Annotated in this window: 16 protein-coding genes and 2 tRNA genes; 10 read left to right on the top strand and 8 right to left on the bottom strand. The window is 60.5% G+C overall.

Annotated features, from left to right (window positions below):
* The first annotated feature begins 74 nt into the window (after positions 1 to 74).
* The 7 genes from HMPREF2896_RS06805 (at position 75) to HMPREF2896_RS06775 (ending at position 9000) form a co-directional block, all read left to right on the top strand.
* Positions 75 to 1868 carry a GmrSD restriction endonuclease domain-containing protein gene (locus tag HMPREF2896_RS06805; RefSeq protein WP_070710571.1) on the top strand — a complete coding sequence of 598 codons (1794 nt, stop codon included), beginning with the start codon at positions 75 to 77 and terminating at the stop codon, positions 1866 to 1868.
* A 52-nt stretch (positions 1869 to 1920) separates the two neighbouring features.
* The gene (locus HMPREF2896_RS06800) at positions 1921 to 2781 is read left to right on the top strand and encodes a hypothetical protein (RefSeq protein WP_070447689.1); all 861 of its coding nucleotides are present in this window, start codon (positions 1921 to 1923) and stop codon (positions 2779 to 2781) included.
* 44 nt (positions 2782 to 2825) lie between these two features.
* Positions 2826 to 4412, top strand: a complete 1587-nt coding sequence (serA, locus tag HMPREF2896_RS06795; protein WP_070447626.1) for a phosphoglycerate dehydrogenase — start codon at positions 2826 to 2828, stop codon at positions 4410 to 4412.
* 136 nt (positions 4413 to 4548) lie between these two features.
* On the top strand, positions 4549 to 5568 hold the full coding sequence (locus tag HMPREF2896_RS06790; protein ID WP_070718629.1) for a 3-isopropylmalate dehydrogenase: 1020 nt from the start codon (positions 4549 to 4551) through the stop codon (positions 5566 to 5568).
* A 17-nt stretch (positions 5569 to 5585) separates the two neighbouring features.
* Positions 5586 to 7454: a DUF294 nucleotidyltransferase-like domain-containing protein gene (locus tag HMPREF2896_RS06785; protein ID WP_070718626.1), complete on the top strand. Its 1869-nt coding sequence runs from the start codon at positions 5586 to 5588 to the stop codon at positions 7452 to 7454.
* Complete coding sequence (locus HMPREF2896_RS06780) at positions 7455 to 8072, top strand: exonuclease domain-containing protein (protein WP_070643341.1); 618 nt, start codon at positions 7455 to 7457, stop codon at positions 8070 to 8072. It abuts the gene before it with no gap.
* A 118-nt stretch (positions 8073 to 8190) separates the two neighbouring features.
* Positions 8191 to 9000: a fumarylacetoacetate hydrolase family protein gene (locus HMPREF2896_RS06775; protein ID WP_210384600.1), complete on the top strand. Its 810-nt coding sequence runs from the start codon at positions 8191 to 8193 to the stop codon at positions 8998 to 9000.
* An 8-nt stretch (positions 9001 to 9008) separates the two neighbouring features.
* On the opposite strand, the gene HMPREF2896_RS06770 is transcribed toward HMPREF2896_RS06775, so the two are convergent.
* From HMPREF2896_RS06770 to HMPREF2896_RS06735, 8 genes are all read right to left on the bottom strand, one after another.
* On the bottom strand, positions 9009 to 10112 hold the full coding sequence (locus tag HMPREF2896_RS06770) for an isochorismate synthase (RefSeq protein WP_070447609.1): 1104 nt from the start codon (positions 10110 to 10112) through the stop codon (positions 9009 to 9011).
* 80 nt (positions 10113 to 10192) lie between these two features.
* The gene (locus HMPREF2896_RS06765) at positions 10193 to 11536 is read right to left on the bottom strand and encodes a choice-of-anchor M domain-containing protein (RefSeq protein WP_070718623.1); all 1344 of its coding nucleotides are present in this window, start codon (positions 11534 to 11536) and stop codon (positions 10193 to 10195) included.
* Positions 11533 to 12429, bottom strand: coding sequence for an anchored repeat-type ABC transporter permease subunit (locus tag HMPREF2896_RS06760; RefSeq protein WP_070447604.1), 897 nt, complete (start codon positions 12427 to 12429; stop codon positions 11533 to 11535). The genes HMPREF2896_RS06765 and HMPREF2896_RS06760 overlap by 4 nt, the downstream gene beginning before the upstream one ends.
* The gene (locus HMPREF2896_RS06755) at positions 12426 to 13154 is read right to left on the bottom strand and encodes an anchored repeat-type ABC transporter ATP-binding subunit (protein WP_070718620.1); all 729 of its coding nucleotides are present in this window, start codon (positions 13152 to 13154) and stop codon (positions 12426 to 12428) included. The genes HMPREF2896_RS06760 and HMPREF2896_RS06755 overlap by 4 nt, the downstream gene beginning before the upstream one ends.
* Positions 13147 to 14046 carry a choice-of-anchor M domain-containing protein gene (locus tag HMPREF2896_RS06750; protein ID WP_083311462.1) on the bottom strand — a complete coding sequence of 300 codons (900 nt, stop codon included), beginning with the start codon at positions 14044 to 14046 and terminating at the stop codon, positions 13147 to 13149. The genes HMPREF2896_RS06755 and HMPREF2896_RS06750 overlap by 8 nt, the downstream gene beginning before the upstream one ends.
* On the bottom strand, positions 14039 to 15538 hold the full coding sequence (locus HMPREF2896_RS06745) for an anchored repeat ABC transporter, substrate-binding protein (protein ID WP_070718617.1): 1500 nt from the start codon (positions 15536 to 15538) through the stop codon (positions 14039 to 14041). Before HMPREF2896_RS06745 ends, HMPREF2896_RS06750 begins: the two co-directional genes overlap by 8 nt.
* Complete coding sequence (locus tag HMPREF2896_RS06740; RefSeq protein WP_070718614.1) at positions 15538 to 16656, bottom strand: choice-of-anchor M domain-containing protein; 1119 nt, start codon at positions 16654 to 16656, stop codon at positions 15538 to 15540. Before HMPREF2896_RS06740 ends, HMPREF2896_RS06745 begins: the two co-directional genes overlap by 1 nt.
* Positions 16657 to 16671: 15 nt before the next feature.
* Positions 16672 to 19041 carry a choice-of-anchor M domain-containing protein gene (locus HMPREF2896_RS06735; protein ID WP_070718611.1) on the bottom strand — a complete coding sequence of 790 codons (2370 nt, stop codon included), beginning with the start codon at positions 19039 to 19041 and terminating at the stop codon, positions 16672 to 16674.
* Positions 19042 to 19203: 162 nt separating this feature from the next.
* Here HMPREF2896_RS06735 and gltX point away from each other — a divergent pair, with 162 nt between their 5' ends.
* From gltX to HMPREF2896_RS06720, 3 genes are all read left to right on the top strand, one after another.
* Positions 19204 to 20703 (top strand): glutamate--tRNA ligase, encoded by a 1500-nt coding sequence (gltX, locus tag HMPREF2896_RS06730; protein ID WP_083276500.1) that lies wholly within the window; start codon positions 19204 to 19206, stop codon positions 20701 to 20703.
* 174 nt (positions 20704 to 20877) lie between these two features.
* Positions 20878 to 20949 (top strand) — tRNA-Gln (locus HMPREF2896_RS06725).
* 56 nt (positions 20950 to 21005) lie between these two features.
* Positions 21006 to 21081 (top strand) — tRNA-Glu (locus tag HMPREF2896_RS06720).
* Positions 21082 to 21221 lie beyond the last annotated feature (140 nt).

Below are 21221 nucleotides of genomic sequence, written 5' to 3'. Positions count from 1 at the left end.
AACGGGAATCTTTTGTTTTGTGATGTTCGCGCACAAACGGGCACATTCCCACATCCGAGAGTAGGGTTGAGGCCATGGGTTTCTCTACGCCAAGCTATGACCTTAATGACCTCTTCGCCCGCATCGATCGCGGTGATATTCAGCTTCCCGATTTCCAGCGCTCCTATTCTTGGGACGAGGACCGCATCCGATCGTTGATCGTCACTGTCCTGCGCGGCTACCCGCTCGGCGCATTTATGGCCTTGGATACCCGCAACGAGGCTATGCGCTTTCGGCCGCGGCCGCTCGCAGGTGCGCCCAATACCGGGGTAAACCCCGGTCTGCTTCTGCTCGATGGTCAGCAGAGGTTGACCACTCTGTACCACTGCTTCCGTGGCGAGGGTTTTGTCGATACCACTGATTTTCGTTCCAAGAAGGTTTCCCGCAAGTACTTTGTAGACTTGCATAAGGCGACCTCCGAGGACATCATGCCGGATGAGGCCGTCTTCGCTATCAACCAACACGGCGAGCTGCGCTCCCACTTCGCGCCAGAGCTCGAGTCTTCTTTGAACAGCCGTGAGGCCGCCGTGGAAGCATGCTGCATTCCCGTCTCCGCGCTCCTGAGCGAGGAGGGCACTAGCATGCTCTTCGAGCTCGCGGCAGCTAATGACGGCGCCAATCGCGATGTTGTTGCTGCCTTCAACAACCGGATTCTGCGCCCCCTGTCCGGCTACACTGTGCCGATGATCCGTCTTTCTCGTGAGACTGCGAGCGCTGGCATTGGCTCCATCTTCGCGCAGGTGAACTCGGCTGGTTTGCAGATGGATGTCTTCGATCTCCTCACCGCAGTCTTTGCCTCCGAGGACCCGGACTTTCACCTGGCGGAGGATTGGGCGGCCGTCGAGAAGCAGCTGCGTGCCTTCCGAGCGCTCGACGGAATTGGCCGTAATGAGTTCTTGTCGGCAGTGTCTTTGCTGGTGTCGGGGGAGAAGGGCAACGCTGGCGGCCAGCGCGAGGATATCCTGCAGCTCTCGTTGTCGGAGTACCGCAAGGCTTCGCAAACCCTAGTGATTACTTTCCGTGAGGTGGCTGAATTCTTAGCTGAGCGCTGCATCCTATCTTTGGAGCAGGTGCCCTATTCCGAGCAGATCATTCCGCTGGCGGTGATCTTGGCACGTCTGGCGGAGAAGAAGGGCGTGCTGTCGAGCCAGGAATCCTGGGACCGCCTCAACCAGTGGTTCTGGAGCGGCGTCTTTGGTGAGCTCTACGGCTCGTCGGCCGTGAAGCTACGTGCCGCACGCGATGTCGACGAGGTCACCGCATGGGTTGCAGGCGACACCGAGGATATTCCGAAGACCGTCCGTGATGCCTCCTTCCGCGAGTCCCGCCTGTTGTCGGTAGGAGAGCACGACGGAGTGTGGCACGGCCTGTACGCCCTGCTCATGGCTCGTGGCGCAAAGGACTGGCGTACGGGCCGTCCGTTTAGTCGCCATAGCTTTGAGGAACTGCAGCCGGGCTTCTTTCCCGTCTTCCCACTTCGCTGGTGCGAGCGCCACGGCGTCAGCGGCGTGCTGGCAAACTCCGTGCTGAACCGCACTCCGATGGGCAAACGCACCGAGGTTGTCATCGATGGGCATTCGCCCGAGCGCTACCTGCCGCGCGTGCAGTCGAAATCGATCATGGAGGATGCTGAGTTCGATAGCGTGCTGGCCTCCCACGAACTGGAACCAGAGCTGCTGACCGCAAAGACTGTGCACCAGTTCTTTGCTGACCGCCGCGAGCGCTTCGTTGGCATCGTTGAATACGCGCTGAACAAAAAGGTAGTGCGTGACGTGGACGAGGCGAATCTCTCTGGTGGCGAGGAGGGGCCGCAGGCCTTTGCTCGTTAAGGTTCCATTTCTACGTGGGCTAAAGGCCGTCTCCGCGGCGCTACTGCTGGGCATGACCGCTCTGGGAGCCGTAGGGTGCTCATCGCTGGGACGCGGTGAGCCCCTCTTGACTCAAGACATCACCGCTCTCCCTGAGTCTGAGATTGATCTGGCTCGCGCGAGCGAGGAAAACCGCCTGCGGCTCATTGATCCTCAATTCGCCGATGAAGTCACCGTTGTTGGGGACCGTTGGGGAATCGATTCGGCACGTTTATTTTTCAAGGAGAGCAATTCGCTGATCCTCGCCGAGGAGACGGATGCTGCGGCCTTGCGCGCAGCGACGTTGAGCGTGTCGCAGCGCGTTCCCATGGTGACCTACGACGATTCGATTCGCCCGCAGATTTCACAACTGCTCAATGACCTTGATGTTGACCGAATCCTGGTTATCGGCAACGTCCCGTGGGCTAGCCAGAGCGGGCAACTCGAGGTCATCCACGACCCAGGAAACACCAAGGCGTTGGGGGAGTACACCGCTTTTCGTTTTGATTCCAAAGTAGTGATGAACCGTGAGCGCATGGTTGATAACATCGCGCGCTTGGATTCCTCTACGAAAACGGAGCTCAAGGCCGCGTGGGAGCCGCTGCCGCAGCATCTTACCAAGGAGAAGATGCCGGCGATTCCCGCGCAAGCGCGCCGTGATGCGCAGATGGCACCGGTAATAGTGGCGACGAAAGATAGCCCCTTAGCCAATGTGGTGAATGCCACCGCATATGGCGGTACGGTGTTTGTGATGGAGGACCCGGATCCGACGGCGACGAAGGCCGGCGCGGCGATTACAGCTGGACTATCAGACGGGCCGATCGTGGCCCTTGGTCCGGAATTCGGTTCAGTGACAGAATTCACGCATAAAATCACTCAGGGCTGGAAAGAATAAACTACACTTCTCGGCATCTCCAATTCTGACTAGTAAAGGAAGTTATGTCGAAGCCGGTCGTTCTTATCGCCGATAAGCTTGCAGAATCCACCGTCGATGCTCTCGGGGACACCGTCGAGGTCCGCTGGGTAGATGGTCCAAATCGTGCGGAGCTGCTCGCCGCGGTGCCGGAGGCTGACGCCCTCCTCGTCCGCTCCGCCACGACTGTGGATGCGGAGGTGCTGGCCGCTGCGGAGAACCTCAAGATTGTGGGCCGCGCTGGTGTCGGTTTGGACAATGTTGATATCCCCGCTGCCACCGAGCGCGGCGTCATGGTTGTCAACGCGCCGACCTCCAACATTCACTCCGCGTGTGAGCAGGCCATCGCACTGCTTCTAGCCACCGCCCGCCAGGTGCCGGCAGCAGATCAGTCTCTGCGTCAGGGGGAGTGGAAGCGTTCCTCCTTCAAGGGCGTCGAGATCTATGGCAAGACCATCGGCATCGTCGGCTTCGGCCACATCGGCCAGCTCTTCGCACAGCGTTTGCTGGCTTTTGAAACCACCGTCATTGCCTATGACCCTTATGCCAACCCGGCTCGCGCAGCAGCGCTGGGTGTAGAGCTGGTGAGCCTTGAGGATCTCATGTCCCGCTCTGATTTCGTGACCATTCACCTGCCTAAGACGCCGGAGACCGCCGGCATGTTTGATGCTGAGCTCTTGGCTAAGGCCAAGAAGGGTCAGATTATTATCAACGCCGCCCGCGGTGGCTTGGTTGATGAGGCAGCGCTGGCAGAGTCCATCAAGTCGGGCCACCACCGCGGCGCGGGCTTCGACGTGTATGCTTCCGAGCCCTGCACCGACTCCCCACTCTTCGAGCTGCCGCAGGTAACCGTGTCTCCGCACCTTGGTGCTTCCACGGTAGAGGCGCAGGACCGTGCGGGTACCGACGTCGCCGCATCCGTGTTGAAGGCGCTGGCCGGTGAGTTCGTGGCCGACGCTGTCAATGTTGAAGGCGGCAAGGTCGGCGAGGAGGTATCCGGTTGGCTGGATCTGACGCGGAAGCTTGGTCTCGTTGCCGGAAACCTCCTGGGTGCAGCGCCCGTCGCCATCGAGGTGGAGGCGTGTGGTGAGCTGGCCAATGAAGAAGTCTCAGCGCTTGGTTTGTCTGCCGTTCGCGGCGTGTTCTCCGGCGTGGTTTCGGAAACCGTTACTTTTGTCAACGCCATGAAGATCGCCGAAAGCCGCGGCGTGACCGTGGATGTTAAGACCAACGTGGAGTCGAAGGGCCACCGCTCTTCGGTGCGCGTGAAGGTCATCGGCCCGAACGGTCTGGTTTCCCAGCTCACCGGTGCCTTGACTGGTATCGATGGTGTGGAGAAGATTGTCCGCATCAACGGCCGCGGCGTCGACATGCGCGCTACCGGCCGCAACCTCTTCTTCTCCTACAAGGATGCCCCGGGTGCCCTGGGAACCGTGGGCACCAAGCTGGGCGCTGCTGGAATCAACATCGTGGCTGCCGCCCTGACCCAGGGTAAGGAAGCCTCCGATGCTGTGCTCATCCTGCGCGTCGAACGTGAGGTGCCGGAGGAGCTGGTCGAGGACATCAACGCGGCGCTGGGTGCTACCTGCCGCCAGCTCGACTTGGACGCATAGCCCACAGCGCTAAGCTGTTTCGCAACAGCCCCCGTGAAGGATCCACCGTGGTTCTTCACGGGGGTTTCTCCGTCGCCGAAGTGTGGAGAGTGGTACGCTCACATGTATCCAATATGTGAGAAAGGAATCCCACAAAATGAAACTAGCAGTGATTGGTGGCGACGGCATTGGTCCTGAGGTAACCGCGGAGGCATTGAAGGTCCTGCGCGCGGTTCGCCAGGATATCGAGGTCACTGACTATGACCTCGGTGCTAGGCGCTACCTGCGCAACGGGGAGCTGCTTACCGACGCCGACCTGGCATCCCTGCGCGAGCACGACGCCATCCTCCTCGGTGCGATTGGCGCACCCGGTGAGGTTCCGCCTGGTGTCTTGGAGCGCGGCCTGCTGCTGAAGATGCGTTTCGCCCTCGACCATCACGTTAACCTGCGCCCCTCCAAGCTGTACCCAACGTCCACCTCGCCGCTGGCGAACCCGGGTGATATTGATTTCGTCGTCGTGCGCGAAGGCACCGAAGGTCTGTACTGCGGTAACGGCGGCACGCTGCGCGAGGGAACCGAACACGAGGTGGCCTCAGAGGTTTCGCAGAACACGCGCTTCGGCGTTGAACGCGTGGTGCGTGATGCCTTCCAGCGCGCAATGGGCCGCCGCAAGCACGTGACTTTGGTGCACAAGACCAATGTCCTTGTTAATGCCGGCGGACTCTGGCAGCGTACGGTGGACGAGGTGGCGCAGGAATTCCCTGAGGTTAGCGTGGACTACAACCACATCGATGCCGCAACCATCTACATGGTCACCGACCCTGCGCGCTATGACGTCATCGTTACTGACAACCTCTTTGGTGACATCCTGACTGACTTGGCGGGCGCGGTCACCGGAGGTATCGGCTTGGCCGCCTCCGGAAATATTGATGCCTCCGGGGCTAATCCCTCCATGTTTGAGCCGGTCCACGGTTCTGCACCGGACATTGCGGGCAAGGGGATTGCGGATCCCACCGCGGCGATCTTGTCCGCGGCGATGCTGCTGCGCCACCTCGGAGACGAGGACAACGCCGTGCGCATCGAAGAGGCCGTGGCGGCCGATGTTTCCGCCCGCGGAGGAGCACAGGCGCATACCCCTGAAATTGGTGATCGAATCGCCGCCGCGCTCAGTGCCTAGCGCTGTATGGTTGGCGCATGAGCGTCGAAATAGACGAGGTCACTAGCTTCCTCGCCCAGCATGAGCCTTTCTCCCGTCTGCCGGAGGAAGAGCTCACCGCCCTGTCCTCACAGCTGAGCATGATCTACCTGCGCCGCGGGGATATTCCCATAAAGATGGGGGAAGAGAATGCTCATCTCCACATCATCCGCACCGGTGCGATTGATGTGGTGGGAGAGGAAGGCGTGTTACTGGACCGCCGCGAATCTGGCCTTACCTTTGGCTACTCCACACTGCAGGGAGAGCCGGTCTCTGCCTATGAGATGGTCGCGGTGGAAGACAGCCTTGTCTTCACCCTCCCGCAGGAGGCCTTTAGCCAACTCGCGGAGCGCAACCCTGACATCGCGCGTTTCTTTTCAGCGCAGTCCCGCCAGATCCGAGCAGCAGCGCGGGAGCTCACCGAATCCGCACCAACAGACGTGCTCCGCACGCCGCTGAGGGAGCTCATTCGGACTGACGTGTTGACGGCGCCAGCCGCAACTACCATCCGCGAAGCTGCTCTGCTGATGACAGAGCATGGCGTTTCTTCGTTACTCGTCGTGAAAGCGGGCCCGGAGTCAGACAAGCGTCTCACCGGAATCCTTACCGACCGCGATTTGCGAACCCGGGTGCTCGCCGCCCAGCGCGACCCTGCCGAGCCGGTAGGGGAGATCATGACGCCGCAGCCCCTCACAGTATCGGCAGATGCCCCGGCCATGGAAGCCCTGCTGCACATGGCCGAGCGCCGAATCCACCATTTGCCGGTGGTCAAAGAAGGCACCCTGCAGGGGATAGTGACACAGTCGGACGTTACCCGGCTGCTGCACAATGATCCGGTCTACCTCGCTGCGGATCTTTCACGGCGCTCCAGTGTTGCAGAGCTGAATGGTGCCTTCAATGAGGCCACGCGCCTAGCCGGGCGCTTCGTGGAACGCGGCTCCACACCGGCGGAAGCCTCGAGCCTGGTCACGCTTGCCGCCGATGCTATGGCACGACGCTTGTGCACGCTGGCGGAGGAGGAGCTCGGTCCTCCGCCTGTGGAGTATGCCTTCGTGGCCGTGGGCTCGCAGGGAAGGCGAGAGATGGCGCTGGCCTCGGACCAGGATAATGCGCTTGTCCTCGCGGATGATTTCGATGCCGCTGCGCATGGGGAGTACTTTGCGCGGCTTAGTTCCTTTGTGTGCCAGGGCTTAGTCGACGCCGGGCAGATCCTGTGCCCTGGGGACATGATGGCCATGACCAATCAGTGGCGGATGACGCGCTCCCAATGGATCGATACCTTCCGTCGGTGGATTCGAGACCCTCAACCGGAGGCGCTGCTCAACGCGCAAATCTTCTTCGACTTCCGGGTTCTCTATGGAAGCGAGGCGCTGGGCCGGGAAGTTCACACTGCGGCCGTGGAAATGGGACAAGGGGCAACGCGCTTGCACGCCCACCTAGCTAGCTTGGCCGCGCGCCGTGAGCCACCGCTGACCTTCTTCCGGGGGCTTGTGGTGGAGCGCGATGGCGACTACGCAAACACCCTCGATATCAAAAAGGGCGGAACAGCGGGCATCGTGCAGATGGCCCGTCTCTTCGCCCTGGCCTCCGGTTCCACCGTGGTGGACACGCGCCAACGGCTCAGGGAAGCAGCGGGTAGTACGGTGAGCCGACAGGGTGCACAGGAGCTTCTCGACGCCTTCGACTACCTGCGTTCCCTGTCCTTCCAGCATCAAGCCCGCCAGCTGCGGGAGGGCCAGCAGCCGGATTATCACATCGACCCCAAGGGCCTCGGCCGCATGGAGCGAGAGCACCTGCGCGATGCTTTCCGTGCCATCAAGTCGATGCAGAATGCGTTGGCCACGAAGTATCCGGTGAGGAATATCTAGATGTGGAGCCCCTGGAGACGGCGTGCGGATTGGGGCGCGCCAGGACGAGGCACCCCGCTCGATGAGCTGGATTTGCTTGCCGTAGACATGGAGACCACGAGCCTAGACCCGCGAAAAGGAAAGATTGTCTCCATTGGCTGGGTGCCGGTTAACGGGGGAGTCATCGACTTATCTGGTGCCGGCTATACCGTGGTGCGCGGCGCGCAGGTGGCCGAGGATGCACATGTCCACCTGCTGACGCAGGAGGTCATTGATGCCGGCGAGGAGCTAAGTATCGCGGTGACGCAATTGCGCCAAGCTCTGCAGGGACGCGCACTACTCGCGCATTTCGCGGCCTTGGAGGTGGGGTTTATTGAAGCTGCCTCCCGTGCGGTCTTTGGGGAGCGCCCGCGACTGAGCGTGGTTGATACTTTTGCGCTCGAGCGGCGCCACATGGAGCGCATGGGAACCTACCCGCGCGGAGAAGATTTGCGCCTGCCCCGCGTGCGCGCGCGTTATGGTCTACCGCGTTATGGAAGCCACAATGCGCTCAGTGATGCCTTGGCCTGTGCTGAGTTATACCTTGCGCAGCGGGGACACACACGGGCGGTGACCTTAGGGGACGTCGCCCAGCGCTAGGCCTGTGCGAAGGTGCTCGCCGCGGAACTTGATGCCAGTAGAAGCATTGCAATCTTTGCAACCTTTACTCAAGACCCCTGATCGCGAGTTAAAAATCCTTGCGAGTAGTATGGCCGTTATGCGTTTAGGACGAATTGCTCACACCGAAGGTATCTGTTTCGCCATCATTGATGGCCCCGCCGACGCCCCGCTTGACCAGCTGGTGGCGAAGGAAATTTCCGGCACACCGTTTACCCCACCGGAGCCGACTGGCCGTGAGTGGCCGCTGAGTGAAGTACGCCTGCTGGCGCCGACCCTGCCCACCAAGGTCGTAGCTCTGGGCCGCAACTACGCCGACCACGTGGCGGAAGTCTTCAAGGAATCCGCGGAGCACCTGCCGCCGACGATCTTTATCAAGCCCTCCACCTCGGTCATCGGCCCCGGTGCACCCATCAAGATTCCGGAGTTCGCTACCAACGTTGAGTTCGAGGGCGAGCTCGCCGTGGTGATTTCCAAGGTGTCAAAGAATATTGATCCAGAGAAGTGGCGCGATCACGTCGTCGGCTACACGATCTGTAACGATGTTTCTTCGCGTGACCTGCAGTTCCAGGATGGCCAGTGGGCACGTGCGAAGGGCATCGATACCTTCTGCCCGCTGGGCCCGTGGATTGAGACGGACTTGGACTGCATCAATCTCGATAATCAGAAGATTAACGCCTACCTCACTCACGAGGGCAAGCGAGAGCAGAAGCAGGATTCCAATACGGATCAGATGATTGTGAAGATGGGTGACATCATCGCTGAGATCTCGCAGTCCTACACGCTGCTGCCGGGTGATGTCATCACGACGGGTTCCCCGGCTGGCACGGCGCCGATGGTGCCGGGCGATACCATCGAAGTTGAGATCCCCGGCGTGGGTAGCCTGAAGAACCCGATCGAGCGAGCCTAAAAGCTGCTTTAGAGGTTGAGCGCGCGCAAAATGGTGCGCAGCTTAGCCGTGGTTTCCTGAAGCTCGGCCGTCGGGTCGGAATCCACGACGATTCCTCCGCCAGCCCACGCGCGGGCGGAGAGGCCATCGCCGGCCACCTCGGCGCAGCGGATGGCTACCATGTATTCGCCGTCGCCGGAATCATCGCACCAGCCGACCGCGCCGGCGTAGAAGCCGCGGTCGGTTTCAGCGGTTTCGATCAGCGCTTGTGCGGCCTCAGTGGGGGTGCCACAAATAGCAGGGGTGGGGTAGACCAGCTCGGCCAACTCGAGGGCAGTAATGCTCGAATCCTTAAGGGTTCCCGCGATCGGCGTTCCCAGATGCCACATCTCATTGGTGGAGGTCAGCTGCGGAGACGTGGGGGCATCGAGAGTCTCGCACAGAGGCTGCAGAATCCGGCGGATATGGTCCACCACGAAGGCGTGTTCGCGCAGGTCCTTTGCCGAGTTGTGGAGGTCTTGGCCCGCTTTGATATCGCGTGCCTTATCAGCCTGGCGGGGTGCGGAGCCGGCTAGGGGGAAAGCTGTAACCGTTGATCCCTGCTTCTTGACCAGCACTTCTGGGGAGGATCCGACGAACATTGCGCCAGGGCGTCCAGCCGGAGTGAGGTCGGCGATAAAGCCATCGCGGTGGGAAGATAAATCAATGAGCCGCGCGGCAACGAGGAGCGGATCCACAGGGGCATTGAACTCGATGTCGACGGCGCGTGCAAGCACCACCTTATCCAGTTTGGAGGCCTCGATCGTGGCAATGGCCGCCTCGATGCGGCGCAGGTGCTCCTCCGGCTCTGGGTCGAACCCAGTCACCCGCGCGTTGAGCGTACCGCTGCGGTAATAGGCGTGTGGTTCGAGTGGCCCGTCCTCGCGGATGATGCTGCGCGGCACGGTCAGTGCCGCTGGGTCACCCTTGTGGAAGGGCAGCGCGCCGACAACCATGGGTGCCGTGCCGGCACGCAGAGCAGCTACGGCAGCGTCAACATCGCTGAAGGTGGCCACTGATCCTTGGGTACGCACAGACCCCGTCGCGCGGGACAGGAGGAAGTCAGGGGCGGTAGAGGGTCTGTTTTCACACATAAGGAATAACTCTAGTTGTTTGCTGCGCTAGTGCCGAAACCAGATCCCCCTCCTTACAGGCTGTGCGCATGGCGGTAGTGCTAGTCGCGCTTGCGCGGGCGGAAGAATTGCACGGCGATGAAAAGCCCAATTCCTAGCAGCAGGGCCAGCGAACCCATGCCCGCCAGAAAGCCCGCCCAGAAGCCCACCATCGGGGCTCCATAGCTCGTAGCCTGGATGTTTCCGCCGTCAGCATACTGTTCTGGCGCGTCAGATGCCGGGCGTTGTGCCGCTGCTTCTTTCCTGGCATTCCTTTCGCGGTTGGACGCGGCGCTGCGCGTCGAGTCCTTGGCGTCGGCGGAAGACGTGCTGCGCGAGGACCCACGCTGTGCCGAATCTCTCGGTTCTTGTGCAGTGTGGGCTGTAGCGTTGGGGGCCGGGTTGCGGCCTTGCGCGGTCGCCGAGCTGGGAGCGCTTGGCTCTTTCGACCCTGTTTCTTTCTGTGGTTTCGTGTCCTTCCGCGCGCTGGCCCGTGTGGAGCGCTCTGAGTTCTTTTCTTCCTTTGCATTCTTCGCGTCGGAGGGTTTCCCGCCGTTGAAGAAGGTATCGGCCTCTTTGAAGGTCTTGTCCATCGTCTTATCTAACTGTGCAATGGACTTGGAAGTGTCATTAATATCCTTGGCCAGCTGCTGGGGGCGGTTTTTCGGGCTTCCCGATCCACCGCTGCCACCTTCGCCTGAGCCCCACTCCAGCTGGCAAAGCTCAGAGGCGTCCGCGCCACCTACCAAGAAAGGCACATCAATAGAGTGCTCGGAGCCATCGTTGAGGGTGAAGGTAAAAGTGGCAGCATAGGCGCCCGGCTCGCTAAAGATGATCCCGGTGTGACTGTGGAAATGATCAGGATAGTCCCACGTGATATCCGGGTTCTCGGAGTCAAAGAGCACGGTCGGGTCAGCACCCACGGAGTTCTGGAAGCCCACCATACGTCCGCCTTCCGGGCCGCTGTGTAGCGTCAAGGATAAAGTGGCATCGGCCGCAGTGGCCTCGTCGAGGTAGCTGGTGTTGAACCCCACCCAGGGGATATTCGGATCTTGGGTTTGGGGGATTTGCCAACCACTCGATGGAATATCGCTGCCCGCTGATTCATCGAAAGCGGCGTTGCTGCCCACTTCTACGTAGAACTCCCCAGAGGCATAGTCCTCACCAGATTCATCATCGCGGGCTATAAAGGACAGGTCCCCGGAGTCACCGACCAAAGCGAGGTCTTGGTGTCCGCGGCTGAAGGCGTGGAGGGAGTCAGCATCACAGGAAGTGTCGCTCGCTTGCTCGGCCGCGAGGGCGGGCGGTGCAGCGTGAATTAGCATCGGGGAGCTCAGCGCTAGAGCAGCGGTTGCGGTCAAGGCGAGGGGACGGTAGATCATGCGTGTCATTGGGAGAATGTTCATGCGGACAAGGTCTCCTTTGGGGTGTGTGATGTCGAGGTGGATGCGGAAGCGCGGCGGGAGTGCATGAGAGGGGAGAGCACCCAGGCCACGAGGAAACAGGCGGTAAGGAGTAGAACGATGGTGGCACCCGCGGGAAGGTCAATGGCCCATGCCAGGTAGATTCCGAAGAAGCTACCCAAGGAGCCGATCGCCGCGGCTGCGAACATCATCGAGCCCAGCGAGTCACAGAGCAGGCGGGCGGTCGCGGCCGGGGTGATAAGCAGCGCGAGGACGAGGACGTTGCCGATGGTGCCTACGGAGATAACCACTGCGCCCGTAACACAGAGGTAGAGCACGATGTCCAGAGCAAAGACAGGAAGACCCATTGCGCGGGCGGTTTCCTTGTCCAAGCAGGTGGCGGTGAGCTGGGGGCCAAGGAGAAGAACCGTGGCCACGATGAGCACCGTGACGGTGAACGCGGTGTAGAGGTCCGCGCGGGAGACACCCGTGAGCGAGCCAAAGAGAAAGCTGGTGAGCGAGGCTGTATAGCCGTCTACTCGGGAGATGATCACCATGCCGAGGGCGAAGGCGGCGGCAAAGAAGATTCCGATGACGGAATCCTCGCGCACGGTGCGCCGCTGGGAGAAGCATGCGATGAGCACCGCGACGGTGCAGCCCGCCACGGCGCCGCCCAGCAAGACTGAGCCTTGGAGCACGAAGGCAATGGCCAGCCCCGGGAAGACCGCGTGGGAAACAGCATCACCGATGAAAGACATGCCGCGCAGCACGACATAGCATCCCACCACGCCGCACACGATGGCAGCGAGGATAGAAATTCCCACCGCACGCGCCAGGAAGTCCAAGTGTGGGTTGGTGAGATCCTGGAAGAACTCGATGAGTGAAATGTCGATCATGCTGCCACCCCAATCGCAGAAAGCAATGGAGAAGAAGCTGAGACCCCGAACGTGTCGCTCCAGGGCTGCGAGGTCATGCGCAGTGTTTCCGCTGGACCATCCGCGATGATTCCCCGGTTAAACAGCACGAGCCGCGAGCAGGAATGCGCGGCCTCCGAGAGGTTGTGCGTGGACATGACAACGCTGGTGCCATCGGCGGTGAGTTTGTCAAAGAGAAGTAGGAGCTCTTCAGTGTTGGGGGCGTCGAGGCCGGTAAATGGTTCGTCGAGAAGCAGCACCTCAGGCTCGCAGGCTAAGGCCCGGGCGATGAGTACACGCTGACGTTGGCCACCGGACAGCTGCGCGATGGGGCGTCGTGCGAATTCCTCCAAGTTGGTGAGCTCGATGGCCCGGCGGGCGGCCTGTTTATCAGCACGTCCCGGACGACGGAACCAACCCACAAGTCCGGTGCGTCCGCTCAGCACAGCGTTGGACACGCTGATGGGGAAGTCCCATTCTACGTCGTGGCGCTGCGGGACATACCCCAGCGAGGTGCCCACGTCGATGGTCCCAGTGAAGGGGACGAGACCCAAGATGGCGCGCATCAGCGTGGTTTTGCCCGCGCCGTTGGGGCCGAGGAGCCCGATGAACTCGCCGGGGTGAACGGACAGGTTAGCGGCGTCGATGACCCTGCGGCCGGAGAGCGAAACGGACAGCTCCTTGACTGCAATGAGGGGGCTAGTCACGCTGGCCGCCCTTCGCACGCACGACGGCGATAATGGCACCGATAAGAACGAGGACGCCCACGCCGGCCAGTGCCCAGATCCATACCGGCACGGATGCCGAGGCAGAGCTTGGATCGGTAGAGGATTCAGCGTTCGGATCCCATTCTGTTGCCTGAGCTTGTGCGAAATCCGTTTCATCACCTACAGCAAAGGTCAACGTAGCCTCGGCGGCTACCTCGCTGCCGGCGCTTTCACCCGCGCCTTCGCCGCTCATGCGGACCCGCACCTGGTGGATGCCGGGCTCAGTGAACACCCAATTGGCGTGGGTATGCGTGCCCAAGTCGACCCAGAAGCCTTCTGAGTTCCCGGTGGCGGTGGACCATAGCAACTGTGGTTCCTCGAAGCCGCCGTTCTGCAAGAAGAGGGAGAATTCACCTGGTCCTTGGTACCCGAGGAACTCCATAGTGACTCCTCTCTCAACGTTCGCTTCTAGAGAGGGGGCCTGGGTATTCCAACCTAGCCACGGCACATCAGCCTGCTCCGTTTGTGGAACGACCCAAACCTGCGAACCGGGCTCGGCACCGACGAAGGAGAAAGCCTTGTCCTCAGGCAGAGTTAGCAGGGCGTTGTCGCCCACCTGGAAGACCACATCGTCGGGTTGACGCCACACGGGCATTTCGGCCGAATCATCACGGGCGAGGAACTGGGCTTGTCCGTCGGCAAGCAGCAGTCCCAGGTCGACGTGGCCGTGATCGATGGCGGCAGCAGTTCCTGGTGCGGCTACATCTTCGTCGGAGCTGACAACCTGAGCCAAATCCCCGGCCCAGGCGGTGACCGGAGCGAAGGCCAATGCAACAGAGGTGAGCGCTGCTGCGAGGGGCATAGTGAAAGTTCGGATGGTGCGATTAGACATGAGATTCCTTTGTTGTGCTGCCAAGGCAGCGGTTGAGTGAGTGTGCATTGAAACGCATTAGATCGAGATACGTCGGTACGGCGTCATCGAGGGTGTCACCGTAAATGGGGCACACCGCCACCCCGAGGGAATCGGCGGCCTCCCTAATGACGTCTGCACTGGCTTGTTGGGTCGGTTCCACGAACACCGCGGGAAGCTGGAGGTTTTCCAAGGTGCGGCGCAGCGCGATGACATCGCGCGGCGAGGGCTCGATGGCCGGGTTGGGGCTAACGAAACCCGCGATATCAATGCCGTAGCCTTGCTCCAGGTAGGCGTATCCGTGGTGGGGTGTGACGAGGTGGCGGTTGTGCTCAGGAATGGCAGAGATGAGCTGACGAACCTCTGCATCGACGTCTCGTAGTTGTGCGATGTAGTCCTGTGCGCGGGCACGGTAGTCCGCGCCGTGTGAGGGATCCGTTTGCGCAAGTTGCTCAGCGATAACCTCGGTAAAGCTGATGACATTGGCGGCGTTATGCCACAGATGTGGGTCTACTTCGCCGTGAATGTGCTTGCCCAAGACAGCTTGGGGCAGGAGATAGGTCTCATCCCCGGGCCGGCCCAAGAAACGGTAGGAGGGATCCGGCGGTATCTGTTGGAGAGCGGAATTCGGGATGCTGAGCACCGTGGTGTTCGGATCAAAACGCTCGCCTTGATCCTCCAAGTCGAGTTTTCCTGTAGCCATGTCCGCGGTGATATCCACGTGACCTGCATCGAGCGCGCGCATTCCCGCAGGTGCGCTAACGCCCACCGCCACCGTGAACTCCTGCGGGGTGCTGTTGGTAGCACCAAAGCTCAGCCGGTAAATTCCGGGCTTGTTGAAAGCCCACGAGACGTGCGTGTGAGCATTAGCCGGCAGCGTCGTGGAATCGTTGTGCTGGTCAATCCCGTCGGCGCTGTTAAAGAGCGGCTCAGGTGTACCGAACGTAGAGACCACGTAGGCCGCGACATCACCGGGGCCTTCCACATCGAGCAGACGCATGTCGACGCTCGTGGTACCTGGGGCTGCGTTGCGCACACGCAGTCCCAGCCACACCGCATCGAGGGCAACGTTTTCTACCAAGGGGACGAGCTTCGCGCCGCGGGTGGATGCTTGGTCCGCCACTTCAGTGACGGGCACATCCGATGACTCCCGCAAGGACTTCAGCAGGTTTTGCGGCTCGAGGAGAAAACCATTGGACAGCAATACGTCGGCGTTAGCGATATCGCGCACCGAGCGCAGGCTCGGCTCAAAGGTATGTGGATCCTTTCCCGCAGGAATCAGCGTGGTCACTGTGGCATCCTCACCTGCTACGTGCTTGGCGACGTCCCCCAGTATCGGCGTCGTCGCCACCACCTTCACCTTCCCATCGTCTCCGCTGGCGGAGCTCGCGCAGCCACTCACCATGGACGCGCCGAGAAAGATGGCGGAAAGAAGCGCGGTGTACTGCGTCCGAGTGCGAACCTTCCGTGGCATTAGTCGCGGCCCTTCATGAGCGCGAGGCGCGCCAGCGCCAACCCCAGCACAAGTATGCCCAGGCCGAGGATTCCGATGCCCCACGGCAGCAGGTTTTGCCCGCTGTCGTAGTAGCCGGCCGCAGCTACGGTGTCCACATTCTCCCCGTCCGCGGCTTCGGCGGATCGGTGAGAAGGCTTGCGCTCCTTCCTATCTCCGCGCTCTTTACGCTCCTTGCTGCTTGCCTGTTGCTTCGCGTTCCTGGTTCCGCCTGCGGATGCCGCACGGCGGGTACCGCCTCCAGCGTTTCCACCTCCCGGGCGTGTTCCGGAGGAAGAGGATGCCGGTTGCTCAGGGGAGGCGTCGCTCAGCTCTGCCTCGTGGTTGTCTTCGGTACCGTCATCCCCATGATCGGTGCTGGTTTCCCCGTCCCCGGACTCCTGGGGTGCTGAGTCACCATCACCGACATCCCAGGTATAGGTGACCTGATTACTCGTATCGCCGTTGGATTCCGCTTGGACAGTCATGGTGTAGATACCAGGTTCACTAAAAGCCCAGTTAACGTGGCGATGCGCCGGGTACGCCTGGTTGATGACGTCACCAGAAACGAGATCGAGCTCACCGGCATCGGTGACCGGTTGGATATCGCCGAAGCCAGCCGTTTCGAAGATAAAGACGTCACCAGGCCCAGTGACCTCGACGAATTCGAAGTTAACGTCTTTGTAGCCAGCAGATTGTGCCGCTTGGGTATCCCAACCCGGCCAGAGCAGCGAGCTGTCTTGGGTTTGGGGGAGGTAATACGTGGGTATACCAATGCCGTCGATGCGCTCGGTCGCCTCGCTCCATGCTTCTTCTGCGACTTTGAGGATGACATCGTTGCCGGGCCGGAGAACACCACTGCCGGTGACATCCTCCTTCATCGACAAGGTCAGTTGACCGCCCGGCGCGGAGACATAAAAGGCATCGACATGTCCGGAATCGATGAGCTCGCTGTCGGCGCGGGCTGGCGCAGGATAGCCAAGGACGGCCACAAGCATCGCCACGGCAACGGTGAACGTGAATACGGCGGCGCTGGTTTTCTGCAGTGCACTGCTCTGGCGCAAGTTCAAGCGCTGAGCAGCGGGTGGTGTGGAGTGCAATCCAGTGTGTCCTTTCTAGCGGGGAAGAAGGCCATTGAACCGCGCCGCAATCTGGTCACGGTGATCGTTGTAGAAGTTGAGGAAGCCTTGGAAGATGATGGCCAAGACAACTGGGAGTACCAGGCCCCACAGACCCTCGAGCTTGGGCAGAGAAGATGTTTTGTCTTTCTGGCCACCAGGCTGGTTAGCGTCTGGTTTCTTATCGCCTGGTTTATCTCCGGGCTTCTCGTCACCTGGATTCGGGGTGTCTTCGCCTTCGTTTCCGTCCTTCGAGTTCGCACAGTCTTTGATTGCGGCATCGCCCGCTGCGACGGTGAGCGTTTGGGGAGCAGAGGAGATGTCCTTGCCCTCTGTGGTGGTGGCCGAATAGGTGACCTCAAGCTTGTACGTGCCTGGCTTGGTAAACGCCCAATTGGTGTGGGTGTGCGAAGCAAAAGTGGTCTCGATGGAGTAGTCACCCTCGGCGGAATTGATCAGCGGGGTGAAAACCTTGCCCAAGCCTTCGGCAGTGAAAAGGCCTACCTGCGCACCCTCTGGCATCTCCACGGGCTTGATGTTGAGCGTGACTTTGCCGTCTTTATAGTCCTTGTAGTTGAGAGCCTGGGTGTTATAGCCCGGCCAGATGATGCTCTGCTCCTGGGTCTGTGGGAGGAGGAAGAACTTTTCCTTGCCTAGGTAATCGAAGTCCTTGCCCTTCAGCGCGGCGGGGCGGGAGCGCAGGGCGTTGTCGTGCACCGCGAGGACCACGTCATCGAGCGGACGCTCGACGGCCTTCTTGTCCACGAGGGCCGTTTCATCCTTCAAGCGGGTGAGGAACTCATCACCCTCCCGGGTGACCGCAATGTCGACGTGGCCGCGGTCAAGTACCACCTTGTCAGCACAGGTACCAGTGTGTTCTCCTGCGTCCGGTTTCGGGCTGTTATCCGGGGCTGGCGCAGGAGCCTGAGCCCCAGCGCCGAGTTTGCCCGCTCCCTCGTACTTTTGCCCGAAGGCGAAATTGTCGGTCAGCGTGATGCTGCCGGACTCTTGCGTGATGCTCGGGTGCGGAAGAATATCGAGGCGCACGGTATTGCCGTTGAAGTTTGCATCGGCGGCGACGACAAATTCCGCGCGGCCGCGGGTGATCGTGCCGTCGAAATCGATGTCGGGAAGCGAACTTCCCTTGCTAAAGAAGCCGCCGTGCACGTAGCCTTCCAGGTTCTTATCGGCTGCCTCCAGGATGATGCGGGTGGCGTCTTCGCCCTCCGGAACAGCGCGTGCGGACAGCCCCGTGTCAGATAGCGAAACCTCTTCTCCGGAGAAGAGCTGGCGGGGGTTAGTGGTTTCGGTCCAGGAGTCCGCAGACGTCTTCGAGGTGGTGGAAAGCTCTGCGTTTGCAGAGTAGGCGAGCTCCTCGCTCACCCAGCGCGGGCTGCCGTCCTCCGGGGTGTACACAGCTTGGATTGTTGAAGCCTCGGGTCCTAAGAATTCATCGAAGTGTGCCTTGCCATCTTTCACGGCTAGATCGGTGAGGAAGTAGCCGTCGATCAGCAGTGTCAGAGTGCCGTCGCTGCCGCCAGCGAAATCGATGGAGGAAAGGCGCTCATCCCCATCCTTGTCCCCGGATTTCTTGGGCGTGATGCTCAGGCGGTAGTCCTTCTGGCTGGCATCGCCGGAGGAGGCCTGGTCAAAGCGCTCTTTGAGGGAAGGCGTTTTTTCATCAACGGGCCGCTGTCCGCCGACTTGGATCGACGTGGTCGTGGGCTGGGAGGTAATCAATGAGCCATCCTTGCCCCGCGCGCTCGTTTGATAGGTGAGCTCATAGCGTCCAGGTTTAGAAAATACGGTGTAGTTGTGGGTATGCGTGCCGCTGGTCAGCCATGCGGAATGCGGAGCGCCCTCGGTGGTTCCAAAGAAACGCAGCAGTCCGCCGGGGCCGGGGTAGTAGCCAAACATCTCGACATCGCCGGGTCCGTCAACACTTAAGAGGTCCAGGGAAGCAATGTTGTCGCGGAAGTCGTCAACAGGCAGCTCTGTGTCGGCGCCAAAGCCCATCCACACCGGGTCCAGGCTGCCTTGGACACTGGCGGGCGCCATGTAATACGTTTCACCCGGCTTTCCCACAAAAGCGAGCGCAGGGTCCTGAGGCACGGTGAACTGGTATTGGTTGGTGCCGTTCTGGTTCCAGCCTTTGCCTACCCAGGTGACGGTATCGGCTAGGTCGTGGTTGGAGTGTGCAGAATGGCTCTTTAGGCTGAGAGCATTGCCCTCCCAGAAAGCCTTGGGAGAATCAATATGTGTCTGAGTGGCTACGTGTTTGCCGTCGTCGGGACCAGCGACGGCGGTAGCGGGGGAGAAGAGAAGCGTGGCGCAGGTTAAAAGCGCCACATAGCGAGTTCGAGCCACAGTCTGGGACCTTTCTTCAGTTCTTTGGCGAGAATTTCACTATAGGTAATGGAATTCAGTCCCGTTAAGCTTGCGCAGAAAGCCCAGTTCACGCTTAGTGGAAACGGGGTTCAATTACCCCCAAGTGGGGCGGCCAGTGCAGTGGGGAGGCGCTGAACTACGATGGGGGACATGACTAAACCGACATCCGACGTCCGCGTCCGTTTCTGCCCTTCGCCTACCGGCACGCCCCACGTGGGCATGGTCCGCACGGCTCTGTTCAACTGGGCCTATGCCCGTCACACTGGCGGTACGCTCATCTTCCGCATCGAGGACACCGATGCTGCCCGTGACTCTGAGGAGTCCTACCAGGCCATCATCGACTCCCTGAACTGGCTCGGGTTGGGCTGGGATGAAGGTGTTAACGTCGGTGGCCCGGATGAGCCTTACCGTCAGTCGCAGCGCATGGACATCTACGCAGATGTCCTGCAGAAGCTCAAGGATGGCGGCTATGTCTATCCGGCCTACTCCACCAACGAAGAGGTTCAGGAGCGCCATAAGGCGGCCGGCCGCGACCCGCAGCTGGGCTACGACAATTTCGACCGCGACCTCACTCAAGAGCAGATCGACGCCTTCGAGGCAGAAGGCCGCAAGCCGGTTTGGCGCCTGCGCATGCCGGACAAGGATTGGTCCTGGAATGACCTGGTGCGCGGCGAGATGACTTTCAAGTCGGAGACCCAGCCGGACTATGTCGTGGCGCGCTCGAACGGTGCGCCGCTCTACACGCTGGTTAACCCGGTCGACGATGCCCTCATGGGAGTTACTCACGTCCTGCGCGGAGAGGACCTCCTGTCTTCCACGCCGCGCCAGCTCGCTCTCTATGAGGCGCTCGTGGAGCTTGGTATTGCCAAGCAGACTCCCGAGTTTGGGCACCTGCCCTTCGTGATGGGTGAAGGCAATAAGAAACTGTCCAAGCGTGACCCACAGTCCAACCTGTTCAACCACCGCGACAACGGCATTATCCCGGAGGGCATGCTCAACTACCTGTCGCTTTTGGGTTGGTCCCTGTCTGCCGACCAGGACATCTTCTCCGTTGACGAGCTCATCGCCAACTTCGACGTTCACGACGTGTTGGGTAACCCAGCTCGCTTCGACCAGAAGAAGCTCGAGGCCATTAATGCCGACCACATCCGTCTGCTGGAGCCAGCAGACTTTGCGCAGCGCCTGCGCGACTACCTGACTGAGTACACCGACTTCCCGGCCGACTATCCGGAAGAGAAGTTCGCTTTCGCTGCGGATCTGGTGCAGACCCGCATCAAGACGCTGTCTGACGCCTATGGGCTCATGTCCTTCCTCACCACGCCGGATGCCGATCTGGAACTGGATGAGAAGGCAGCACGCAAGAACCTCAAGGAAGAAGCAGTGCAGCCGCTGGAGGTTTCCATCGCCAAGCTGGAGGAGCTCGGGGAGTGGAAGACGGAGGAGATTGAGAAGGTTCTCTCCGCCGCGCTTATCGACGACCTCGGCCTCAAGCCACGCAAGGCCTACGGCGCCCTGCGTGTAGCAATCTCTGGCCAGCAGGTCTCCCCGCCGCTGTTTGAGTCCATGGAGTTGCTGGGCAAGGAGTCTACTCTGGCTCGCCTTAAGGCTGCGCGTGCTCTCACGCCGTGGAGCGCTGAGTAGATCCATTTAGTAGTCTCACATGGCTGTCATTTCGGGGCGTTAGGCTTCATTCCTAACGCCCCGAAAATATATCCTGACCTGGCGATTTGTGTGTATCGGTAGCGCTGGATATAGTAATAAACCGTTGCAGCGAGCGGCGAGGAGTTAAAGCCCTGAGCTAGTTCACAGCAATAATGGCCTATGGTGTAATTGGCAACACAACGGTTTCTGGTACCGTCATTCTAGGTTCGAGTCCTGGTAGGCCAGCAGTGGTAACTGCGCAAAGCATTCCGGTGCGTTGCGGTCAGTGGTCACAGTTCTAAGCCCCGTTCGTCTAGCGGCCTAGGACGCCGGCCTCTCACGCCGGTAACACGGGTTCAAATCCCGTACGGGGTACCATTGTGTTCTTGCACATACGAGTTAGTGATTTAACAGAGGTAGCCAGGTCTTCGGACCTGGCTTCTTTTTTCTTGGGTTAAATCCAGGCTTAAGGGCTTAAGGGACATTTCGTGTGGATTTGCGGCGTGTCGCACTAAGGG

It is taken from the genome of Corynebacterium sp. HMSC069E04 (genome assembly GCF_001813175.1).
Taxonomy (GTDB): domain Bacteria; phylum Actinomycetota; class Actinomycetes; order Mycobacteriales; family Mycobacteriaceae; genus Corynebacterium; species Corynebacterium aurimucosum.
The sequence above is the reverse complement of the archived record's forward strand: the minus strand, read 5'-3'. Positions and strand labels throughout refer to the sequence as shown.

Bases quoted from the DNA above. Each gene is read 5' to 3' on its own strand.
- HMPREF2896_RS06805 (WP_070710571.1), top strand. From the start codon at position 75: ATGGGTTTCTCTACGCCAAGCTATGACCTTAATGACCTCTTCGCCCGC.
- HMPREF2896_RS06800 (WP_070447689.1), top strand. From the start codon at position 1,921: ATGACCGCTCTGGGAGCCGTAGGGTGCTCATCGCTGGGACGCGGTGAG.
- serA (WP_070447626.1), top strand. From the start codon at position 2,826: ATGTCGAAGCCGGTCGTTCTTATCGCCGATAAGCTTGCAGAATCCACC.
- HMPREF2896_RS06790 (WP_070718629.1), top strand. From the start codon at position 4,549: ATGAAACTAGCAGTGATTGGTGGCGACGGCATTGGTCCTGAGGTAACC.
- HMPREF2896_RS06785 (WP_070718626.1), top strand. From the start codon at position 5,586: ATGAGCGTCGAAATAGACGAGGTCACTAGCTTCCTCGCCCAGCATGAG.
- HMPREF2896_RS06780 (WP_070643341.1), top strand. From the start codon at position 7,455: ATGTGGAGCCCCTGGAGACGGCGTGCGGATTGGGGCGCGCCAGGACGA.
- HMPREF2896_RS06775 (WP_210384600.1), top strand. From the start codon at position 8,191: ATGCGTTTAGGACGAATTGCTCACACCGAAGGTATCTGTTTCGCCATC.
- HMPREF2896_RS06770 (WP_070447609.1), bottom strand. From the start codon at position 10,112: ATGTGTGAAAACAGACCCTCTACCGCCCCTGACTTCCTCCTGTCCCGC.
- HMPREF2896_RS06765 (WP_070718623.1), bottom strand. From the start codon at position 11,536: ATGAACATTCTCCCAATGACACGCATGATCTACCGTCCCCTCGCCTTG.
- HMPREF2896_RS06760 (WP_070447604.1), bottom strand. From the start codon at position 12,429: ATGATCGACATTTCACTCATCGAGTTCTTCCAGGATCTCACCAACCCA.
- HMPREF2896_RS06750 (WP_083311462.1), bottom strand. From the start codon at position 14,046: ATGTCTAATCGCACCATCCGAACTTTCACTATGCCCCTCGCAGCAGCG.
- HMPREF2896_RS06745 (WP_070718617.1), bottom strand. From the start codon at position 15,538: ATGCCACGGAAGGTTCGCACTCGGACGCAGTACACCGCGCTTCTTTCC.
- gltX (WP_083276500.1), top strand. From the start codon at position 19,204: ATGGGGGACATGACTAAACCGACATCCGACGTCCGCGTCCGTTTCTGC.